The sequence below is a fragment of the Riemerella columbina DSM 16469 genome, from assembly GCF_000374405.1.
Classification (GTDB): Bacteria; Bacteroidota; Bacteroidia; order Flavobacteriales; family Weeksellaceae; genus Riemerella; species Riemerella columbina.
The window spans coordinates 1-20,210 of sequence record NZ_KB894218.1; the positions used below are offsets into that span (position 1 = coordinate 1).

Annotated in this window: 15 protein-coding genes and 2 rRNA genes; 5 read left to right on the forward strand and 12 right to left on the reverse strand. The window is 38.1% G+C overall.

Annotated elements, in window-relative coordinates; genetic code table 11:
• The 3 genes from C237_RS0101395 to C237_RS14875 all read left to right on the forward strand — a co-directional run.
• Positions 1-1,594, forward strand: a 23S ribosomal RNA gene (locus C237_RS0101395); the annotation flags it as partial.
• A 201-nt stretch (positions 1,595-1,795) separates the two neighbouring features.
• Positions 1,796-1,903, forward strand: a 5S ribosomal RNA gene (gene rrf, locus C237_RS0101400).
• 402 nt (positions 1,904-2,305) lie between these two features.
• Positions 2,306-2,467 (forward strand): ubiquitin-activating E1 family protein, encoded by a 162-nt coding sequence (locus C237_RS14875; protein ID WP_245539685.1) that lies wholly within the window; start codon positions 2,306-2,308, stop codon positions 2,465-2,467.
• 262 nt (positions 2,468-2,729) lie between these two features.
• On the opposite strand, the gene C237_RS0101410 is transcribed toward C237_RS14875, so the two are convergent.
• The 9 genes from C237_RS0101410 to C237_RS0101450 all read right to left on the reverse strand — a co-directional run bounded on the left by C237_RS0101410 (position 2,730) and on the right by C237_RS0101450 (position 13,874).
• Positions 2,730-4,775 (reverse strand): S9 family peptidase, encoded by a 2,046-nt coding sequence (locus C237_RS0101410; RefSeq protein ID WP_018674699.1) that lies wholly within the window; start codon positions 4,773-4,775, stop codon positions 2,730-2,732.
• A gap of 75 nt (positions 4,776-4,850) precedes the next feature.
• Positions 4,851-5,588 carry a uroporphyrinogen-III synthase gene (locus C237_RS0101415; protein ID WP_018674700.1) on the reverse strand — a complete coding sequence of 246 codons (738 nt, stop codon included), beginning with the start codon at positions 5,586-5,588 and terminating at the stop codon, positions 4,851-4,853.
• 73 nt (positions 5,589-5,661) lie between these two features.
• Positions 5,662-6,306 carry a DUF4271 domain-containing protein gene (locus C237_RS0101420; RefSeq protein WP_018674701.1) on the reverse strand — a complete coding sequence of 215 codons (645 nt, stop codon included), beginning with the start codon at positions 6,304-6,306 and terminating at the stop codon, positions 5,662-5,664.
• Between the two features lie 58 nt (positions 6,307-6,364).
• The gene (locus C237_RS0101425) at positions 6,365-7,606 is read right to left on the reverse strand and encodes a DUF445 domain-containing protein (protein ID WP_018674702.1); all 1,242 of its coding nucleotides are present in this window, start codon (positions 7,604-7,606) and stop codon (positions 6,365-6,367) included.
• A gap of 53 nt (positions 7,607-7,659) precedes the next feature.
• Positions 7,660-8,229 (reverse strand): peptide-methionine (S)-S-oxide reductase MsrA, encoded by a 570-nt coding sequence (gene msrA, locus C237_RS0101430; protein WP_156809697.1) that lies wholly within the window; start codon positions 8,227-8,229, stop codon positions 7,660-7,662.
• Between the two features lie 83 nt (positions 8,230-8,312).
• Entirely contained in the window at positions 8,313-9,290 is a 978-nt protein-coding gene (locus tag C237_RS0101435; protein ID WP_018674704.1) for an ROK family protein, read from the reverse strand.
• A 110-nt stretch (positions 9,291-9,400) separates the two neighbouring features.
• Positions 9,401-12,472 (reverse strand): preprotein translocase subunit SecA, encoded by a 3,072-nt coding sequence (gene secA / locus C237_RS0101440; protein WP_018674705.1) that lies wholly within the window; start codon positions 12,470-12,472, stop codon positions 9,401-9,403.
• Positions 12,473-12,558: 86 nt separating this feature from the next.
• Complete coding sequence (locus C237_RS0101445) at positions 12,559-12,780, reverse strand: DUF2795 domain-containing protein (RefSeq protein ID WP_002662059.1); 222 nt, start codon at positions 12,778-12,780, stop codon at positions 12,559-12,561.
• Between the two features lie 44 nt (positions 12,781-12,824).
• Positions 12,825-13,874, reverse strand: coding sequence for a GDP-mannose 4,6-dehydratase (locus C237_RS0101450; RefSeq protein WP_018674706.1), 1,050 nt, complete (start codon positions 13,872-13,874; stop codon positions 12,825-12,827).
• A gap of 78 nt (positions 13,875-13,952) precedes the next feature.
• On the opposite strand from C237_RS0101450, the gene C237_RS0101455 reads away from it, so the two are divergent.
• Positions 13,953-14,744 carry a DUF2797 domain-containing protein gene (locus C237_RS0101455; protein WP_018674707.1) on the forward strand — a complete coding sequence of 264 codons (792 nt, stop codon included), beginning with the start codon at positions 13,953-13,955 and terminating at the stop codon, positions 14,742-14,744.
• Between the two features lie 39 nt (positions 14,745-14,783).
• Positions 14,784-17,249, forward strand: a complete 2,466-nt coding sequence (locus tag C237_RS0101460; protein WP_018674708.1) for an AsmA family protein — start codon at positions 14,784-14,786, stop codon at positions 17,247-17,249.
• A 4-nt stretch (positions 17,250-17,253) separates the two neighbouring features.
• Here C237_RS0101460 and tsaB read toward each other — a convergent pair whose 3' ends face one another.
• Genes tsaB through C237_RS0101475 form a run of 3 tightly spaced genes read right to left on the reverse strand, consistent with a single transcriptional unit; the run spans position 17,254 to position 20,204 of the window.
• Positions 17,254-17,925: a tRNA (adenosine(37)-N6)-threonylcarbamoyltransferase complex dimerization subunit type 1 TsaB gene (tsaB, locus tag C237_RS0101465; protein WP_018674709.1), complete on the reverse strand. Its 672-nt coding sequence runs from the start codon at positions 17,923-17,925 to the stop codon at positions 17,254-17,256.
• Between the two features lie 11 nt (positions 17,926-17,936).
• Complete coding sequence (locus C237_RS0101470) at positions 17,937-19,193, reverse strand: DUF6080 domain-containing protein (protein WP_018674710.1); 1,257 nt, start codon at positions 19,191-19,193, stop codon at positions 17,937-17,939.
• Between the two features lie 51 nt (positions 19,194-19,244).
• Positions 19,245-20,204: a Gfo/Idh/MocA family protein gene (locus C237_RS0101475; RefSeq protein WP_018674711.1), complete on the reverse strand. Its 960-nt coding sequence runs from the start codon at positions 20,202-20,204 to the stop codon at positions 19,245-19,247.
• Between the last annotated feature and the right edge of the window lie 6 nt (positions 20,205-20,210).

Genomic DNA, 20,210 nt, shown 5'->3' on the forward strand with positions numbered 1-20,210 from the left:
ATCGGTAGGAGAGCATTCTATCGGCGCAGAAGCAGTATCGCGAGGTATTGTGGAGCTTATAGAAAAGAAAATGTAGGCATAAGTAACGATAAAGGGGGCGAGAAACCCCCTCACCGAAAGACTAAGGTTTCCTCAGCCATGCTAATCAGCTGAGGGTTAGTCGGGACCTAACGCGCACNCGAAAGGGGAAGTGGATGGACAATGGGTTAATATTCCCATACTTGCTCACACTAAAAAGGGGACGGAGTGCCGTACTTACTGAAGACTGACGGAATAGTTGAGACCTAGCCTACGGGCGAAGTTGTTGTAGGGAAAGTGCTTCCAAGAAAAGCCGAAGTGAAGCAACCCGTACCAAAACCGACACAGGTAGTCGAGGAGAGAATCCTAAGGTGCTCGAGTGAGTCGTGGCTAAGGAACTAGGCAAAATAGTCTCGTAACTTCGGAAGAAGAGACGCCTCCCTCCGGGGAGGCCGCAGTGAAGAGGCCCAGGCGACTGTTTATCAAAAACACAGGACTCTGCTAAATCGAAAGATGCTGTATAGGGTCTGACACCTGCCCGGTGCTGGAAGGTTAAGGAAGGTGCTTAGCGTAAGCGAAGGCATTAACTGAAGCCCCAGTAAACGGCGGCCGTAACTATAACGGTCCTAAGGTAGCGAAATTCCTTGTCGGGTAAGTTCCGACCTGCACGAATGGTGTAACGATCTGGGCACTGTCTCAGCCACGAGCTCGGTGAAATTGTAGTATCGGTGAAGATGCCGATTACCCGCAATGGGACGAAAAGACCCTGTGAACCTTTACTATAACTTCGTATTGACTTTGAGTAAACAATGTGTAGGATAGGTGGGAGGCTATGAAGCGTGCACGCTAGTGTATGTGGAGCCGTTGTTGAAATACCACCCTTTGTTTACTTAGAGCCTAACTCGGAAACGAGGACATTGCGTGGTGGGTAGTTTGACTGGGGTGGTCGCCTCCGAAAGAGTAACGGAGGCTTTCAAAGGTACCCTCAGCACGCTTGGTAACCGTGCGTAGAGTGTAATGGCATAAGGGTGCTTGACTGTGAGACCTACAAGTCGATCAGGTGCGAAAGCAGGACATAGTGATCCGGTGGTTCCGTATGGAAGGGCCATCGCTCATAGGATAAAAGGTACTCCGGGGATAACAGGCTAGTCTCCCCCAAGAGCTCACATCGACGGGGAGGTTCGGCACCTCGATGTCGGCTCGTCACATCCTGGGGCTGGAGAAGGTCCCAAGGGTTGGGCTGTTCGCCCATTAAAGTGGCACGCGAGCTGGGTTCAGAACGTCGTGAGACAGTTCGGTCTCTATCTATTGCGGGCGTTAGATGTTTGAGAGGGCTTGATTCTAGTACGAGAGGACCGAATTGAACAAACCTCTGGTGTATCTGTTGTGCCGCCAGGCGCACCGCAGAGTAGCTATGTTTGGTAAGGATAAGCACTGAAGGCATATAAGTGCGAAACCTGCCTCAAGATGAGACATCTTTTAAGGGTCGTGGGAGATGACCACGTTGATAGGCTATAGGTGTAAAGCTGGTAACAGCATAGCCGAGTAGTACTAATTACCCGTAGATTTATAGCCTAATAGAGTTGCTATAAGCTTAAAGCATAATGCCAAAAGCAAAGTACTTATAAGTGCGACCAAGGTTTTGCCTTTGTGATGTATATTTNCCGATAAAATAGATATTAGATTTTAGATGTTAGACATGAGATAAAGAGGTTAGTAACTACTAATTTCTAAACTCTAAGTTCTAATCTCTATTTAATATCCATATAAAGACCTTTAGGGTGGTTTTAGCGGTGGGGCTCACCTGTTCCCATTCCGAACACAGAAGTTAAGCCCACCAGCGCCGATGGTACTACGAAAGTGGGAGAGTAGGTCGCCGCCAGTTTTTATTTTTGAAAAGCCTCAAGTATTAAACTTGAGGCTTTTTTTGTTTATATTCCTATTAAGTATTAGGTTAGTTCTTATACTTTCAATTATTATTGTCTACCATTCTTTACCGCAAATTTCTATACTTATTGTGCCCAAAATTATTTTTTAATGACCACACCCAAGTGTAGTGAATGGTATGTATACTCATTTTATTTTTGCTTTTAAATGGAGGATATACAAGAAAATAGACTTTTATATGTCCTGAAGAACAAAATAAAATTAAAACTACTAAAGTCTTAATAGCGGGTAGTGGTATCGGTAGTAATATTGCAGAGTGTTCTCTTAGGTTTGGATTTGAAAATTTTACGATTGTGATGGTGATGATGTGGAATTGTCTAATTTAAATAGGCAAAATTATGTGATCAAAGATATTAATAAACCTAAAGTGAAGCAACTTTATGATAGATTGAAGCGCATTAATCCTTCTGCTAATATAAAAGTAGTTACAGAATTTATTACAGAAGAAAATTTAAAAGACATTTTATATGATATGGTCACTCTATTGCCATCAACGCTTTAGATTTTGTTAATAATGTTCCTTTAATATTTGATAAAAGTTGTCAGCAAAAAGGCATTTTTGTATTACCATCCGTATTAGACTAGGATGATTGTTTTAGGCTAAATTTTTAGATAACTCGTATAGAAGCAAATGATTGTCTGAAAAGCATATTTGAAAGATTTATTTTAATAAAATATTTTTCTAGTAAAGGCTATCTAATTATTTAGTTGTTGATTATTATTTTGATAACTGAAAAAAATAATAATACGATAGAATTGGCTTATTAATCTTTTCTATTTTCCAATTTCAGCAAAAACGCATATTCCAAAGCATCTTCTTTTAGGGACTCGAAACGACCACTTGCACCACCATGTCCTGAAGAAAAATCGGTTTTAAAAACGATAAGATGGTCATCGGTTTTTAAATCTCGAAGTTTCGCCACCCATTTGGCAGGTTCCCAATATTGTACTTGGCTATCGTGGTAGCCTGTGGTAACTAAAAGATTGGGATAGGCTTTAGGCACAACATTATCATAGGGCGAGTAGGATTTCATATAGTGGTAATACACTTCGTTTTTAGGGTTGCCCCATTCGTCAAATTCCCCAGTGGTTAATGGAATATCTTCATCCAGCATGGTGGTGACTACATCTACAAAAGGCACTTGGGCAATCATACCATGGAATAATTCTGGGCGTTCATTCATTACAGCACCCATAAGTAGGCCTCCAGCACTTCCTCCCATAGCGTAGAGATGTTTTGGCGAAGTGTAGTGTTTTGCAATTAAAAACTCGGCACAGTCAATAAAATCGTAAAATGTATTTTTCTTTTGAAGTAGTTTGCCGTCCTCATACCAATCTCGTCCTAAATATTCACCTCCTCTGATATGGGCGATTGCAAATACAAAACCTCTATCTAAAAGCGAGAGCCTTATTCTAGAAAATGTAGCATCTACCGTATGACCATAGCTGCCATAACCATAGAGCAATACAGGTGTAGAGGATGATAACTTGGTATTTTTATGATAAACTAAGGATATAGGAATTTTAGTTTTGCCATCTCTAGAGTTTGCCCATAGTCGCTCGGATTGGTAATCGTGTTTATTAAATGTGCCTACTACTTCCTGCTCCTTTAGTAAGACTTGCGTTTGATTCACCATATCGAACTCAAAAATGGCAGCAGGCTGTACTAATGAGGAATAGCCATAGCGTAAATGGGTAGAGTCAAAATCTAAATTTACTCCGATATAAGCGGTGTAAGTTTCTTCTTCAAAGGGTAGATAATACTGCTTTTGTGTTTCCCAATGCCTAATACTGATTTGAAGTAAGCCTTCTGTCCGCTCTTCTATCACTAAAAAGTCCCTAAAAATTTCAACCCCTTCCAATAAAACTTCTTTTCTATGAGGGATAATGGTTTCCCAATGATTTTTTTGAGGCGTTTCAACAGGCGTTTTTACGAATTTAAAATTAGAGGCACTCCCTTCGTTAGTAATGATGTAAAAATGGTCTTTATAATGTTCTACGGAATATTCTAACCCCGTTTCACGAGGCTGTACTATCGTCCATTCAGCGTTTACATTATCGGCTGGAATAAAACGATGTTCGTCTGCTACCGTGCTGGAGCTTGAAATAAAAATGTAATCTAAAGATTTAGTTTTGAAAACATTAACATCAAAAGTGCTATCCTTTTCGTGGTATACTAAAAGATCTTCTTTAGGGTCTGTGCCCAAGCGGTGTTGATATACTTGGAAAGCTCTTAAATTTTTATCTTTTCGGATATAGAAGAAATGTTGGTTGTCATTAGCCCAAACCGCTTTTCCCGTTGTATTTTCGATGACTTCGGGCAAAAGTGTCCCTGTGGTCAAATCTTTAATGTAGATGCTGTAAATCCTTCTGCCCATATCATCTACGGCATAGGTGGACAGTTGATTGTTGGGGCTTACCACCATACTACTCACATCCATAAAGGTTTTACCCTCTGCTAAGATGTTAACATCTAACAGCAATTTGGCGTCTGCCTCTAAGGTTTTAAATTTTCTATAAAATAGTGGATAGTCTTTACCTTTTTCAAACCTTACCAAATACCAATATCCATTAAAGAAATAAGGCAACGACTCATCGTCTTCCTTGTAGCGGGCTTTCATTTCCTCAAATAAGGCTTTCTGAAGCGCTTCGGTATCTTTCATAAGGTATTCCGCATAGCGATTTTCCTCTTCTAGATATTGGAATACTTCTGGAGTATCCCTTTGGTTCATCCAAAAATAAGGGTCTTGGCGAACATCATGATGTATAGTTAAGGCTTTATCGTGTTTAGGAGCTACAGGTGCTTTCATAGGGGTAAAAGGTTACGAATGGAAACGCCACCAATCTTTAGAGGACTGATGGCGCTGGATTTTAAAAAAAATAAATTATTTACTTTGGCGTATAAAATTTTCTATCGCCATTGCCATGGATGGATTTTCTTTAGTAGGGGCTAAAATATCTACTTTCAGTCCAGCTTCTTCTGCGGCAAGTTTAGTAGAGTTTCCAAAAACTGCCACTTTAAATTTAGATTTGCTGTAATCTTTAAAGTTTTCTACCATAGATTTAATACCTTGAGGGCTGAAGAAAACCAATAAATCATAATCGGAAAGCTGAATATCGGATAAATCGCTGCTTACGGTACGGTACATTACCGCACGCGTCCAGTCTACTCCAGAAGCATCTAATACTTTTTTGATGTTATCATTCAAAACATCAGAAGACGGCAGTAAGTATTTCTCAGAAGGATATTTTTTTAGCAAAGGCTGCATATCCGCCGGCAATTTCTCACCAAAGCTAATTTTTCTTTTTCTGTAAACGATATGCTTTTGTAGATAGTTAGCAATAGCCTCGGATTGGCAGATATAGCGCATGGCATCTGGTACAGCGAAACGCATTTCTTCTGCAATACGGAAGTAGTGGTCTACGGCATTTCGGCTGGTAAAGATAATGCCTGTATATTGAGACAAGTCTATCTTTTGCGTTCTCAAGTCCTTAGCATCGGCACCTTGCACATGGATAAATGGACGAAAATCAATATTGATTTTTTCTTTTTTTGCCAATTCCATATACGGTGATGATTCTGCTGGCTGTGGCTGAGATACGAGTATAGATTTAATTTTCATTTTTTCTATTCTTTAGTTGGCAAGTGCTAAGTAAAGTTGCGTTTGTCTTAGTTGCCAATAGTTATTTTCGTAGTTAAAAAAACAATAATTTGCATACCACCAAAAAAGGTAATATTTGGAGGGTGCAAATATACAAAATTTTATAATACCACTCTTCGGGTAAAATGGAAGGACGCTTAAAAATATAGATTAAATTTTTGAAAATGAAGCCTATAATGAAACTAATAAGATAGGTGTATATCATCCAATCCTTTGGTATAGGGATATAGTACTGTATTAAAACTAAACAGGTGAGTACCAAGGTATAGACCAAAAATATTTTAGTCGTTACAAAATAAAAGTGTTGCCATCGCTCTAATTCCCCAGAATTGGCTAGTAAGAAATAAGTAAATAGAATCCTAAATGCAAACAATCCTAAAAGGGTAACTAGCACACAGCCCAATTTATTAAGTTGATAGCCTCCCAGTATATCGTATTGATGATAAAATTCTGGGATTACGGGTAGAAATGGGGCTAAAGCTAAACCAGCCACCACTACAAACCCCGCACTGACCATCAGCCAAGTTTGAAATCTATTATTGACGAACTCTAAGTCGAGGGCAAGGTATTTTAACAATGTAATTTCTCTCATCAATACCCTAAAGATGAACACATACAGAAATCCCACTGCTAAAAGGGTATAAATAACCCAATCTTTATTTTCGATGATACGAACCAAACCTCTAAAATTTTTGCAAAAATAACCTTTTTTAATGGATACCTAAAACCTAAATCGTTTAGATAAAAAAGTGGGTGATGGTATAAATCACCAAACCAACCAAGCCACCGACTAAAGTTCCATTCACTCTAATGAATTGTAAATCTTTACCCACTTCCAGCTCTAGTTTATTACTCAACTCTTTACCTTCCCAGTTGCCTACCGTGCTACTAATCACCCCCCCAAAACGATGGGTGTTTTTTAAGATATAAGTGTAAGCGGTACGCCTTACCCAGCCATCAATTTTATTTTGAAGTTGAGGGTCGGTTTTAAGGTTATGAGATAGCTGGTCTAGGTTTTTATACAAATAAGATTTGAGTGCGGAGGACTCGTGTTCCAATTCCGAAATGATACTTTTCTTAATAGAAGCCCAAATATCGGTAATATACAGCGATAGTTTTTCCTTTTTCAACCATTCTTTTTTAAGGGTATCAAACTGCTGTTCCCATTTGGAACTACTTTTCAATTCATCAGAAAACTGCGTCATTTTCAGCGTCAGTTCATTTCTTAGCGAATGTTGTAAGTCTTGCTCTACTTCTTCAAAATATTTTGCCAATCCCATGGTAATTTTATCGGCAATGGCATCATCTACAAACTTAGGAATTAGTGAAAAGCTTTCCTTTTTTACGTGTTCCCGAACAAGGTTTTGATGATTGATGATATAGTCTTTAATTTGAAGCGACAAATGGGTAATCAATTTTTGATGTTCTTCCTGCTGCAAGATATAATCCAAACCACTACCAATAAGTTGGTTAAACTTTAATTGTGCCGTCATTTCCATCGCTTTATCTGTCATAAAGTGAATCACCTTATCATCTTCTAGTTGATGGATAATATCTGCCATAATACTGGATACTTGCGATACCACCACTTGTTGATTATGAGGTTTCGCTAACCAATCCCCTGCGATGTGAGAAACTTTGAGTTGCTGTATATAAGGGCGTATATTCTGTGGGGACAAAAAATTACTCACGACAAAACTTCCCAGATTATCCCCAATTTTAGATTTACTCTTTTCAATAAGGTTGGTATGTGGAATTTTAAGCCCTAATGGATGATGAAATAATGCCGTTACCGCAAACCAGTCTGCCAAAGCACCCACCATAGCCGCTTCTGAAAACGCTTTGATATAGCCAATCCAATGTGCCGACTGATGTGATTTTTGATAAATGGTACTGAGAATGAAAACCACTGCCATCAAAATAAATAATCCTGTGGCAATCGCTTTATATTTCCTAAGTTGTCTTTTCTTGTCCTCCATAGTATGCACTATCAACAAATCATTTGCCAATTATCATGTCGAAAGGTTTTAATTTATAATTCTGAGGGCTTTAGCCAGCCTTTACTGCCAAAATAATCTTTAAACTTTTGGATTTTCGGTCCTACCACCATACTACAATACGGCTGATTAGGATTTTGTTTATAATAGCCTTGGTGATAGGCTTCTGCTGCCCAAAATTTCTCAAAAGGGGCTACTTCTGTCACATACTTGCCCTGCCATTTCCCTGAGGCTTCGGAAATTTTTATTGCCTCTTCCGCCAGTTGTTTCTCTTCGTCGTTGCGATAAAAAATGACCGAGCGGTATTGTGTTCCGATATCCTCACCTTGTCGGTTCAGTTGGGTAGGGTCGTGAAGGAAGAAAAAAACTTCCATCAGTTGATGGTAAGAAATGACTTTAGGATTGTAAGAAATTTGCACGACTTCGGCGTGCCCTGTATTGCCCGTGCAAACTTCTTCATAAGTAGGGTTTTCAGTTTTGCCTCCTGAGTAGCCAGAAACTACGGAGTCTACACCTTTTAGCATATTAAAGCAGCTTTCTACACACCAGAAGCATCCGCCTCCAATGGTTAATAATTGATTTTGAGTATTGTGTTCTGTTGTCATCGTTTTATTTAATGATTGAGAAGGCTTAAAAGTTTGTCCACTACAAGCCCATAAAAATAAACTTAAAGTATAAATGAGGTATTTCATGATTTTTGTTTTTCCCAAACTAAGGCACTGGCACCGAGTATTGCGGCATCGGCTTCGTCTAGTTCGCTAAAGACTAATTTTACTTTACCTCTAAAAGTTTTTAGTAGATTTCTTTCCATATGAAGTTTAGCAGGTTTTAGAATAAAATCGCCTGCTTTTATGACGCCTCCAAATAACAAAATGGCTTCGGGTGAAGAAAACATCACAAAATTAGCTAAAGCCTCCCCGAGTTTTTGCCCTGTATAGCGAAACACTTCTATGGCGATGGGATCATTTTTTATAGCACATTCGTACACTGTTTTGGCGTTGATTTGCTCTTCTGGGTATTGGTTCAGCATAGAATCTGGAAACTCTGCTCTCATTTTTTTTGCGGTAATGGCAATACCCGTTGCCGAAGCGTAAGCTTCTAAACTACCTTCTGAGCCTGTGCTCCAATGTTTTCTACCGCCAGGTTTTACGATGGTATGACCTAGCTCTCCCGCAAAGCCATCATGCCCATAGATGAGTTGTCCATTGGCTACAATCCCACTTCCCACACCTGTTCCTAGTGTTATCATAATAAAATCTTTCATTCCGCGGGCGGCACCAAACATCATTTCCCCTAGGGCTGCGGCATTAGCATCATTGGTAACTTGGCAAGGGACACCAAATTTTTCCGTTATTTTTTGGGCTAAAGGCACAATGCCTTTCCAATTAAGGTTTGGTGCATTTTCTATAGTCCCATTATAGTAGTTCCCATTGGGGGCACCTATTCCTACACCTTCTAATTTAGATCCATCTTTTGTTAGTTCATTTAAGATGGGTTTTACTTCTGTATAGAGGCGTTCTATAAATTTTTCTATGGTTGGGGTGTCGGTTTTTATCCGCCCTTTACCAAGAATCTCACCTCTATGGTTGACTAAACCAAATTTGGTATTAGTCCCGCCAATATCTACACCCAGCGCTAAGCGCTTGGATAAATCTACTACTGCCATAATTGAAATATTTATTGGCTATAAAATTACGGTTTTTTATTTTTGATAGAAAATAAAAACGCCACTATCATTCAAAATAACAATGGCGTTTTAGGTATAAGTATTCTTTCTTACGCAGGAATTTCTCCTTTATATAAGAAGGATACAATTTCCTTATTAATTTTATCTACCATTTCACTAAATAGATAGAAAGATTCTTGTTTATAAATCACCAATGGATCTTTCTGCTCGTATACTGCCCCTTGTGAAGAACGGCGTAAGTCGTCCATTTCTCTAAGGTGCAGTTTCCAGTTTTCATCAATAATCGACAGTGAAATATTCTTTTCAAAATCGTTGATGAGGCTTTCGCACTTGGTGTTATATGCTTCTTCTAAGTTAGCTAAAATCGTCATCGTTTTAGTACCATCGCTGAATGGGACTTGTATCATTTTAAACATATTACCTTGGTTTTGGTATACATTTTCAATGATAGGGAAGGATTTTTCTTTTAATAAATTCAACTTCATAGCGTAGTCTTCCTCTGCTTTTTTGAAAACGATATTCGTCAATTCCTCTACCGATTTATTTTTAAACTCAGTTTCGGATACTGGCGCTTCCATAGTAAAGTATTTGATGATTTCAAACTCAAAGTCCTTGTAGTTATTGTCCATTTTCGTTTTGCTCACGATAGAGTTGGCAACATCAAAAATCATATTGGTAATATCATACTTCAAGTGGTCGCCAAAGAGGGCATTTTTTCTTCTCTTATAAATAACATCTCTTTGTTTGTTCATTACATCATCGTATTCAAGAAGTCTCTTACGAATACCGAAGTTGTTTTCTTCCACTTTGCGTTGCGCTCTTTCGATAGATTTCGTAATCATAGAGTGCTGAATCACTTCGCCATCTTTATGACCGAGTTTGTCCATCATTTTAGCAATTCTTTCAGAACCGAATAGACGCATTAAGTTATCTTCTAAAGAGACATAAAACTGCGAGCTACCTGGGTCACCTTGTCGTCCCGCTCTACCTCTCAACTGTCTATCTACACGACGAGAATCGTGACGCTCTGTCCCGATAATGGCAAGGCCGCCGGAATCTTTTACCTCTTTACTTAATTTAATATCCGTACCTCGGCCTGCCATATTCGTCGCAATAGTAACCACGCCTGGCGCACCTGCTCCTGCCACAATTTCGGCTTCTTGCTTGTGCATTTTAGCATTAAGGACTTGGTGTGGAATTTTTCTTAATTGAAGCGCTTTAGATAATAATTGAGAAATCTCAACAGAGGTTGTGCCTACCAATACAGGACGCCCTTGCGAAGTTAATTTTTCAATTTCTTCAATAACTGCGTTATATTTTTCACGGTTGGTTTTGTATACTAAATCATGCCTGTCGAATCTTTGGATAGGTCTATTGGTAGGGATTACTACCACATCTAGTTTATAAATTTCCCAGAACTCGCCTGCTTCTGTTTCAGCAGTACCCGTCATCCCCGCTAGTTTGTTGTACATACGGAAATAGTTCTGCAAGGTAATGGTCGCAAAAGTTTGAGTTGCTGCCTCAATTTTTACATTTTCTTTGGCTTCTATGGCTTGGTGTAATCCGTCTGAATAACGGCGCCCTTCCATAATACGCCCCGTTTGCTCATCTACAATTTTTACTTCGCCATCCATTACCACATATTCGTCGTCTTTTTCGAATAGGGTGTAGGCTTTTAATAATTGATTAAGCGTGTGGATACGCTCAGATTTTACCGCAAACTCACGGAAAAGTTCTTCTTTTAGTGCAAATTCTTCTTCCTTAGGTAAATTTTTAGCCTCTAAGTCGGCAATCTCTGTTCCGATGTCTTGTAATACGAAGAAATTAGGGTCGGAGTTCCCTTGAGACATATATTCTACCCCTTTATCGGTAAGGTCGATTTGGTTATTTTTCTCATCAATTACGAAATAAAGGTCTTTATCTACCTTAGGCATTTCTCTGTTGTTATCCTGCATATACTGGGCTTCCACCTTTTGTAGCAAAGCTTTGTTCCCCGTTTCGGATAAAAACTTAATGAGTTGTCTGTTTTTAGGTAAACCTCTATACGCTTGTAATAATTTGAAGCCTCCTTCTTTGGTATTTCCTTGTGCAATTAATTTTTTAGCTTCGTGGAAAATACTAGATACGGTTTTCTTTTGGATACTTACAATTCTATCTACTGATGGTTTCAGCACATCAAACTCTTGTCTGTCGCCTTGTGGTACTGGTCCAGAAATGATTAATGGAGTTCTGGCATCATCAATTAATACCGAGTCCACCTCATCCACGATGGCATAGTTAAGTTCCCCTTGTACCATTTCTGACGGTGAATTTACCATATTATCTCTTAGGTAGTCAAAACCAAACTCGTTGTTGGTACCGTAGGTGATATTCGATTGGTAGGCTTTTCTTCTCGCGTCGGAATTCGGTTGGTGATTGTCGATACAGTCGATAGAAAGTCCGTGGAATTCATATAAAGGGCCCATCCAAGCAGAGTCTCTTCGTGCCAAATAGTCGTTTACGGTAACCACATGCACACCACGCCCAGGTAAGGCGTTAAGGTAAATTGGAAGTGTTCCCACTAAAGTTTTACCTTCCCCTGTTGCCATCTCTGCAATTTTACCACTATGGAGTACCACACCACCGATGAACTGTACATCGTAATGTACCATATCCCATTCTACCTTAGTTCCTGCGGCATCCCAATGGTTTAGCCAAACGGCTTCATCGCCTTCAATCACTACGAAATCTTTCGTTTGTGCAAGTTCTCTATCTCTATCGTTGGCTTTTACTCTAATTTCCCCATTTTGAGCCCATCTTCTAGCGGTTTCTTTTACCACAGAAAAGGCTTGAGGTAGGATATCTGCCAATACTTTTTCTTCAATTTCGTACGCTTCTTTTTTTAGGTCTTCCACTTTGGTGTAGAGTTCTTCTTTCTCGTCTACATTGGTAGTGGTTTTTATTTTTTCTTTTACCTCTTCTATTTGTGTAGTTACTTTAGAACTAGCGTCTTTTATTTTATCTTGAAATTCTACGGTTTTCTGTCTCAGTTCATCGTCAGAAAGTTTTCCTATTTCAGGTTCGGCAGCTTTTATTTTTGCTACTACTTTTTTTACCTCTTTTAGGTCTTTTTCATTTTTATTTCCGAGGAATCCTTTCAGTATCGTGTTTAAAAAACTCATAATGATTAGTTAGTTTTGCCCAATGGGCAGTAAGTATTAATGTTAAAAAAAGGCTACAGCGAAGTGCCATAGCCCATCGCTGTTGTTTAGTATTCGTCTTCGTTCCAAAGGAAGTCTTCATCGGTAGGATAGTCGCTCCATACCTCTTCTATACTCTCGTAGATTTCGCCTTCATCTTCTATCGCTTGGAGGTTTTCAACTACCTCCATTGGAGCTCCAGTTCTGATAGCGTAATCTATCAATTCTGCCTTTGTCATCGGCCAAGGGGCATCACTAAGATAAGATGCTAATTCTAATGTCCAATACATATATATTCAATTTTTTGCAAAAATAAAAAATTAAGTGATAATTTTCACTTTTTATGGTGATTATTATCTTCATCCTTTCTCAAAAACCATTCCACAAACTTTTTTATGCCATTTTGGAAGTTCGTTTTTGGGGAATAGCCAATTAAAGTTTTGGCTTTTTGGATGTTGGCATTGGTTTTTTGCACATCACCTGGCTGCATTGGTTGCAGGTCTAGTATGGCTTTATTATCTAAAGCCTGTTCTATGGTAGAAACCATTTCCTTTAAAGTTACCACTTCGCTTTCACCAAGGTTAATGATTTCGTACACGCCACTATGGTGTTCCAAATAATGAATGGATTTTAAAATACCATCAATAATATCATCTATATAAGTATAATCTCTGGCAGTAGTCCCATCGCCGTAGAATGGGATAGGCTGGTTGTTACTGATAATTTTAGTGAATTTATGAATGGCTAAATCAGGGCGTTGTCTTGGACCATAGACGGTAAAAAATCGCAACTGAATCATATCGATATGGTAAAGATGATGATAGGTGTGTCCTAAAATTTCGCCACATTTTTTAGTTGCAGCATAAGGGGAAATCGGGCGGTCTACATTGTCTGTTTCGGAAAAAGGAATACTTTCATTATTGCCATATACACTTGAAGACGATGCACATACGAACTTTTTAATCTCTAATGCTTTACAAATTTCCCAAAGGTTTAGTGTGCCAAGAATATTTACCGCTTCATAGTCCAGTGGTCGCTCAATCGATGGACGCACCCCAGCCAAAGCGGCTAGATGAATCACCATATCGGGCTGATGGATTTTAAAAATTTGCTCTAAACCTTCTTTATCTCTGATGTCTTGATAATAAAGCTGATAGCGTTCAGACTTGGTCTGCTCTACCAGTTGCTGGACATCCGATGCTTTATCTTTAAATTCAAAATAGGGATCTTTTCCTAGAGATTCTAAAGTATTTTTGATTTTAATTTTATAATCATAAAAGTCATCAAAATTATCAATATTAATGACAGAATGTCCGTTTTTTAATAAGGTTTCTACCAAATGAGAACCGATAAAGCCACTGCCTCCTGTTACGAAATAGGTCATAGTTTTTTGTATTGGAGGTACAAAAGTAAGGAAAAAACGATTAAATTTTAATTCTTATTTTTGAAGAAATTTTACACCATGAAGTTTCAGGGACAAATCAGAAAAATGAGTGCTCAGTTTGGTGAGCCTATTCAATATTACCTCAATCTATCCCACGATTTGCTACATATGAATGCGTTATTTGGGCGAAGTATTACCTTTACACATATGGGATATCAATGTGTCAATTGTGGTAGCGACGAGCCTATTTTCCAGATGGGATTTTGTAAAAAGTGCTTTTTTGAAAGTCCTTATGCCAGTGAAACCATTTTAAAACCAGAACTTTCTAAAGCACATTTGGGGATAGAAGAACGGGATTTAGAAGTGGAACAACAGATACAGTTGCAACCGCATATCGTTTACCTCGCATATACTGGCGATGTAAAAGTGGGCGTTACCCGTGAAGCACAAGTGCCTACCCGATGGATAGACCAAGGTGCTACGCAAGCCCTACCAATTGCCAGAACTGAAAACCGCTACGAAGCGGGCGTGATAGAAGTCGCACTAAAAAACCACCTTTCTGATAAAACCAATTGGCGAAAAATGCTAAATGATGAAACCAATTCTTCTGTGGATTTATTGCAGGTACGAGATGAGGTGGCACACTATATTCCTTCTGAAAGCCAGAAATTTATCATCCATGAGGATAAAATCAACCTTCATTTTCCTTACCAAGCACCCGATAAAATCACTTCGGTTAATCTATCCAAACAGCCTGAAATTAAAGGGATTCTGAAAGGAATTAAAGGACAATATCTCGCTTTTGAAACGGGGCAAGTTATGAATATGCGTTCCCATGAAGGTTATGTAGTAGCGTTGGATATCATTTAGGTATGATATTTGCCACTGAGGATTCCTATGATAAAGACTATGAAACATAAATCTTTAAAACTAATTTTAATTGTGGTAGCAAGTCTGATAGGACTTGTCGCATTACTCAATATCGGCTTTAACCTTTGGCTTAAATACGGCTTACCTGACTATATCAAGAAAAATACCGACTATGTCGTCCATTATCAAGGGCTCAATGTTAATGTATTGACGGGGAATATTACGGCTGATAGTCTTACCATTAAAACCACCACTCAGAACAACGAAAAACTTCGGTTAGAGGGTAGTATTGGTGAACTCCAAATTTCTAGGCTAGGACTTTACGACGCCCTCGCTTCTAATAAAATTAGCCTAAGCCAGCTGCAATTGGCGCGTCCTCAACTGAATATTCAACTGCCTAAACCTAAACCCAATACACCTTCGGAGCCATGGCGATGGCATCTGGGGCATATGGTGGTCAAGGATGCTGACCTCAATATTGTAAAGCATAATCAACAACCTTTACTTACGACCAAAGCCTTGAATATTGATATCAATAACCTTAAAACTGAAAAAGACCATTCTAAAAAATTACCGTTTTCTTTTGACGACTACCACCTTAGCGGAAAAGCCATTGATTTTCAACCTGATGAAGTCTATCATTTTAGTGCCGATAGTTTTATAAAAGATGATGCGGACGACCTTCATATTCAAAACTTTAAATTAAAACCACTCATTACTTATGCTGAGTTTATCAAACGATTTCCTAATAAAAGAAACCTTTTTGATGTAGAGGCAAAGAAACTGACCTTTAGAACCCTAAAACTTAAAAACGAAAAATTAAGTTTAGAGCATGTGCGTTTTACAGAACCTTTTGTAAAAATCCATACCACCAATGCTAAACCAGAAAAAAAAGAACAAAGTTTTACCTATGAGGTAGAATTAGATAAGGTGAGTATAGACCGCGGTCAACTAGAGATTTTGAAGCCTAATAACAAGCCATTATTCACGACGAAGCAGCTGGATATGCAGGTGAGTAAAATTTATATGAACGAAGCTTCTGCAAAAGGGAATATTCCGTTCAACTATGAAACCTTTAATATCAATGCCCAATCGCTAGCGTATTATGCGCCGACCCAACGCTTTTCGGTAAAATCATTTTTAGCAGATTCTAAGAATGTAAATTTAAAACAACTTTCGGTAAAACCTACAGGCACAAGTCCAACTCAACCCAACCTTGATATTGATGTAGACCGCTTGGATATCAAAGTCAACCGATGGAATTTTGTGAATAATAAACTAAAATTAGACATCAAACATATTCTAGCTAATCGTTTAGATGCGGATATTAAAGCACCTAAAAAAGCACAGGATAAAGATTTGAATTTTAAAGGGATAGCCTTTCCGCTTAAAGTAGGAAAAATGGCAGTAAACCAAGCCAATATTAAATTTGAAAAAAATAACCAGCCGTTGGATATTCGCCAGTTGGCGTTTAGTGTAAATGATGTAGAGCTCAACGAAAATACTTTAAAACATAACCTTCCCGTAAAGGTAGGGGCATTTAAAATGGATTTAAAATCGATAGATTATAGACCCAGCCGTTTTTATCGTTTGAGAACCCAACAGATTTCTATGGACAATCGTAGTCTTTCGGTTAACCAATTGACCTTTAAACCTACTGTTTCTCGCAGTCAGTTTATCCGAATGATTCCCGTAGAAGAAGACCTCTACGATGTTTCGGTGAAGCAAATTACCGCAAATGGCGATTGGAATTTATTGACTACGGCACAGCCTTACATTAATGCCAATCAAGTGGTCATTAACCAAATTGATACGAATATTTTTCGCAGCACCATCCCCAAAGATGATACGAGTAAACGGGATTTCTATGCCACGAAATTAAGAAAGATTAAAATTCCCCTTTACATCAAACAAACTTTGATTAAAAATGCGACATTGATGTATGAAGAAGATACTGAAACCAGCAATGGAGCAGGGAAACTCGCGTTTGACCAATTTAATGCCACCATCCAGCATATTAATTCTAGAAAAATGAAAGGGAAACCCGCTACCGTTATGGCAGAGGTCAATACTCGATTTATGAATGCTTCACCGCTTTATGCCCAATGGCGATTTGATGTACTGAACCGTCAAGATGCCTTTAATATTCGTGGCTATCTTTCTAATTTACCAGCAGATCGTATTAATCCGTTTTTAATTCCTTATCTAAAGATAAAGGCAGAAGGCAGTATAGAGCGTTTGGATTTTAATTTTAATGGCAATACTTACGCTCAAACGGGTACAATGAAGATGAAACACCGCGATCTAAAAATTGCCTTTGTAGATGAACAAGGCAAAGAGAAGCATAAATTACTCAGCGGGATTATTAATTTAGTTGTATCCAATGATTCTAAACCATATCCCGAAACCGTAGAGATTGGTACTGTGGAGCGAGAGCCAGATAAATCCTTTTTCAACTTCTTTTGGAAAGGGCTACAAGCGGGGCTTAAAAAGATTTTAATATAACCATCTATCTTTTTCGTTTAACTCCTTGAAAGGCTTTGAGGTAAAACGGTTCGAAATAAGCAATATCTTCAAACTGCTGATTTTTAAATCGCTCTAACGCTGGTTTGATAAGGTGTTCCGCTGATGGAAATATATGAGGCTCAAAAGTAGCGTTTGGGAGTTTCAAAATATCTTGTGCTTTCTTTGCCCCATCGCCTACGAAAACTATGGTGTGGTCTTTTAATTCCTGAAAAGAAGTGTCGTCTAAAATTTTAGCTTCGGTTTCGGTCTGGTGTTTTCCAGTTTTGCCATCGTAAATTCTGGTATAGACTTCCATTCTTCGGGCATCCACCATAGGAATAATGTAATCAAACCCTTTATCAATGAAAGGCGCTACCATAGTATCTAATGAATTGATAGCGATTAAGGGAATATCTAACCCATAGCAAAAGCCTTTTGCAGAAGCTGCACCAATCCTTAGTCCTGTATAAGAGCCAGGTCCCATGCCCAAAGAGACGGCATCAATGGATTTAAGTGTGAGTTCGGCGCCTTCCAAAGCCCATTCTATAAAAGTATGTAGGCTTTCACTTTGTTTATAATTTTCTGAGGCTTCCTCGCAAAGACAGAGTAAATTCTCATCTTGAGAAATCGCTACTGAGCAGTTTTTTGATGAAGTTTCTAAATGAAGTATCGTCACGATGGTTTATTTTATTGGTAGTAAAGATAAAGAAATTCAAAGAATTCCCCCATTCTGTACAGATTATTTGATACGATATACACAAATAGTAATGAAAAACACACCAACAGTCCATGCTGAATTTGAGGTGTTTTATGATAGGCCTGATACAGCCAACCTAGCATTAGAGGGACAATAAAGATAAAATGTCCACCATAGATATACGCCGTATGCAGCCCAAATTTTAAAACGGTGTGAATAAAAACATCGACTAAAAAAGAGATCATTAGCACTTGTACGAGCCTATTTTTAAAATTAATGATATAACTCCATACCACTAAAATGAATACTAGACCCATAACCATATAATGGAACATAGAGGTAAAAGTGGTCATTAAAATGGCTTTGTGTCCCAGTGGATGATGGACGACAAAGAAACTTGGGAATACCATATTGCTACCCCAAAACCAAGAGTACACCATATCCCACCAAGGGGCATCTTGCGCTTGAGAAAATTTTTCCAGTTGTGTTCCTGATTTTTCCAAAAATGAAGAAACATCAAAGCCAATTCGCCATAGCCAAAGTAGTACAAATAGGGTTAAAGACGCCCCTACTTTCATTAAGGTGTTTAATGCTTTCTTCCAATTTTTATAAATTCCTTTTTCAAAAACTACGGGAATATATACTTTGATGAGGTTGGTAATCGTTATCCCGCCGATTAAGATGCCACCTATAGATAAGGTGCTAAACGCCAGCGGTTGGTTATATTTCAATTTTAATGCAGCATAATAATTAAACCACAATAGAAACAGCATAGAATAAGGATAAGTTTCTGGCGTAAAGGATAGCAAAATACAGGTGCTAAAACATCCAAAAAGCAAGGATAAAACAAAACTAATACCTTTAGGAAGAGAAATAATAACTTTTAAATATTTATAAACTTGGACGATACTTAAGCTAATCGCCAATGTACTTAAAAGCGCCAATATAGTTCTAAAAGTAGCATCTTTCTGTCCAGAAGACCCCCAAAATGCCAGTGCGCGAATGCCATCAAATAAATATTGTGAAAATGGATGTTTTTCGTAACTGCCACCCGTCATAACCACTGCGCGATTATCAAAACTGAAATAGGCATCCCAAGCGATACGGTCATTAAAGATAATAGTAAAGCTCTGTGCATTTATGAGTGCCATTAGACCATAGCCTATAAATAATAATAGGAATAGAATCCACTCATCCCATAGACTAGGAAATAGATGCTTAAAACCTTTAATAATCGTTGACTTCACAGAGAAAAATTTCTGCAAAAATAAGATTTTTGACTAATAAATAGATTTATTTTAAGAGGTTGCCATTTGATATACTTCTTCAATGCATCCAATTAAATCAATATAGTATGATGTAGAATTATCCGATGATGATTTCATTTGATGGATTACATACTGAATATTTTGTGCCAGATTAGAGGTTGTTGCAGTGGGGATTTGATTTTTATCAAAACTAAAATTTTCAATATGACAATATTGAATATCATCAAAATATTGCCCACCAATTTTAAGGCTTCCTTTTTCAGCAATGATGTTCATAGTACTTTCCATATTTTTGTCCCATACGGCTGTGGTAAGGTTAAGGTTTGCCGTTCCGCCATCGTTTAGGTCGAAAATAATATTTAGCGTATCTTCTATTTCTACCTTATTTTTTAAAGTTTTTGCCGTAGCATATTTTAATTTAACCTTACCAAATAGCCAACACATAAGGTCTAAAAAATGAAAAAATTGAGTATACAAAATACCACCATCTTCTACTTTTTTTCCCTTCCAAGAATAGGGTTGATAGTAGCGTTCATCTCGGTTCCAAAAACAATTAATATTGATGAGAAAAGGCGTGCCTAAAATATTATTTTCACAAATGTTTTTAAGCCATTTTGAGATGGGCGAAAACCTATTAGGTGAAGAAAAATATAATCCCACTTGATGCTGATGTGCTACCTCAAATAAGGTTTTCATTTCTGAGCCTTTGAATGCATAGGGTTTTTCTATCATCACGGAATAGCCGTGCGTGAGAAGGGCGTGTGCCTGGGAGTAGTGTAAATGATTAGGTGTAGCGATAACAATTAAATCAACTTCGGGTTTTTTATTTAAAAAATCTTCTAATGATAGATAATAACTGATGTTTTGGTTTTGATGGGGGTCAGTAGAAGCGTCTATAATGGTAGATACTTTTGCCTCGCCAATTTCCTCTATGGCTTTGAGGTATTTGTTTCCCATAAAGCCGTTGCCTAAAATCCCTATTGTGGTCATCTCAAT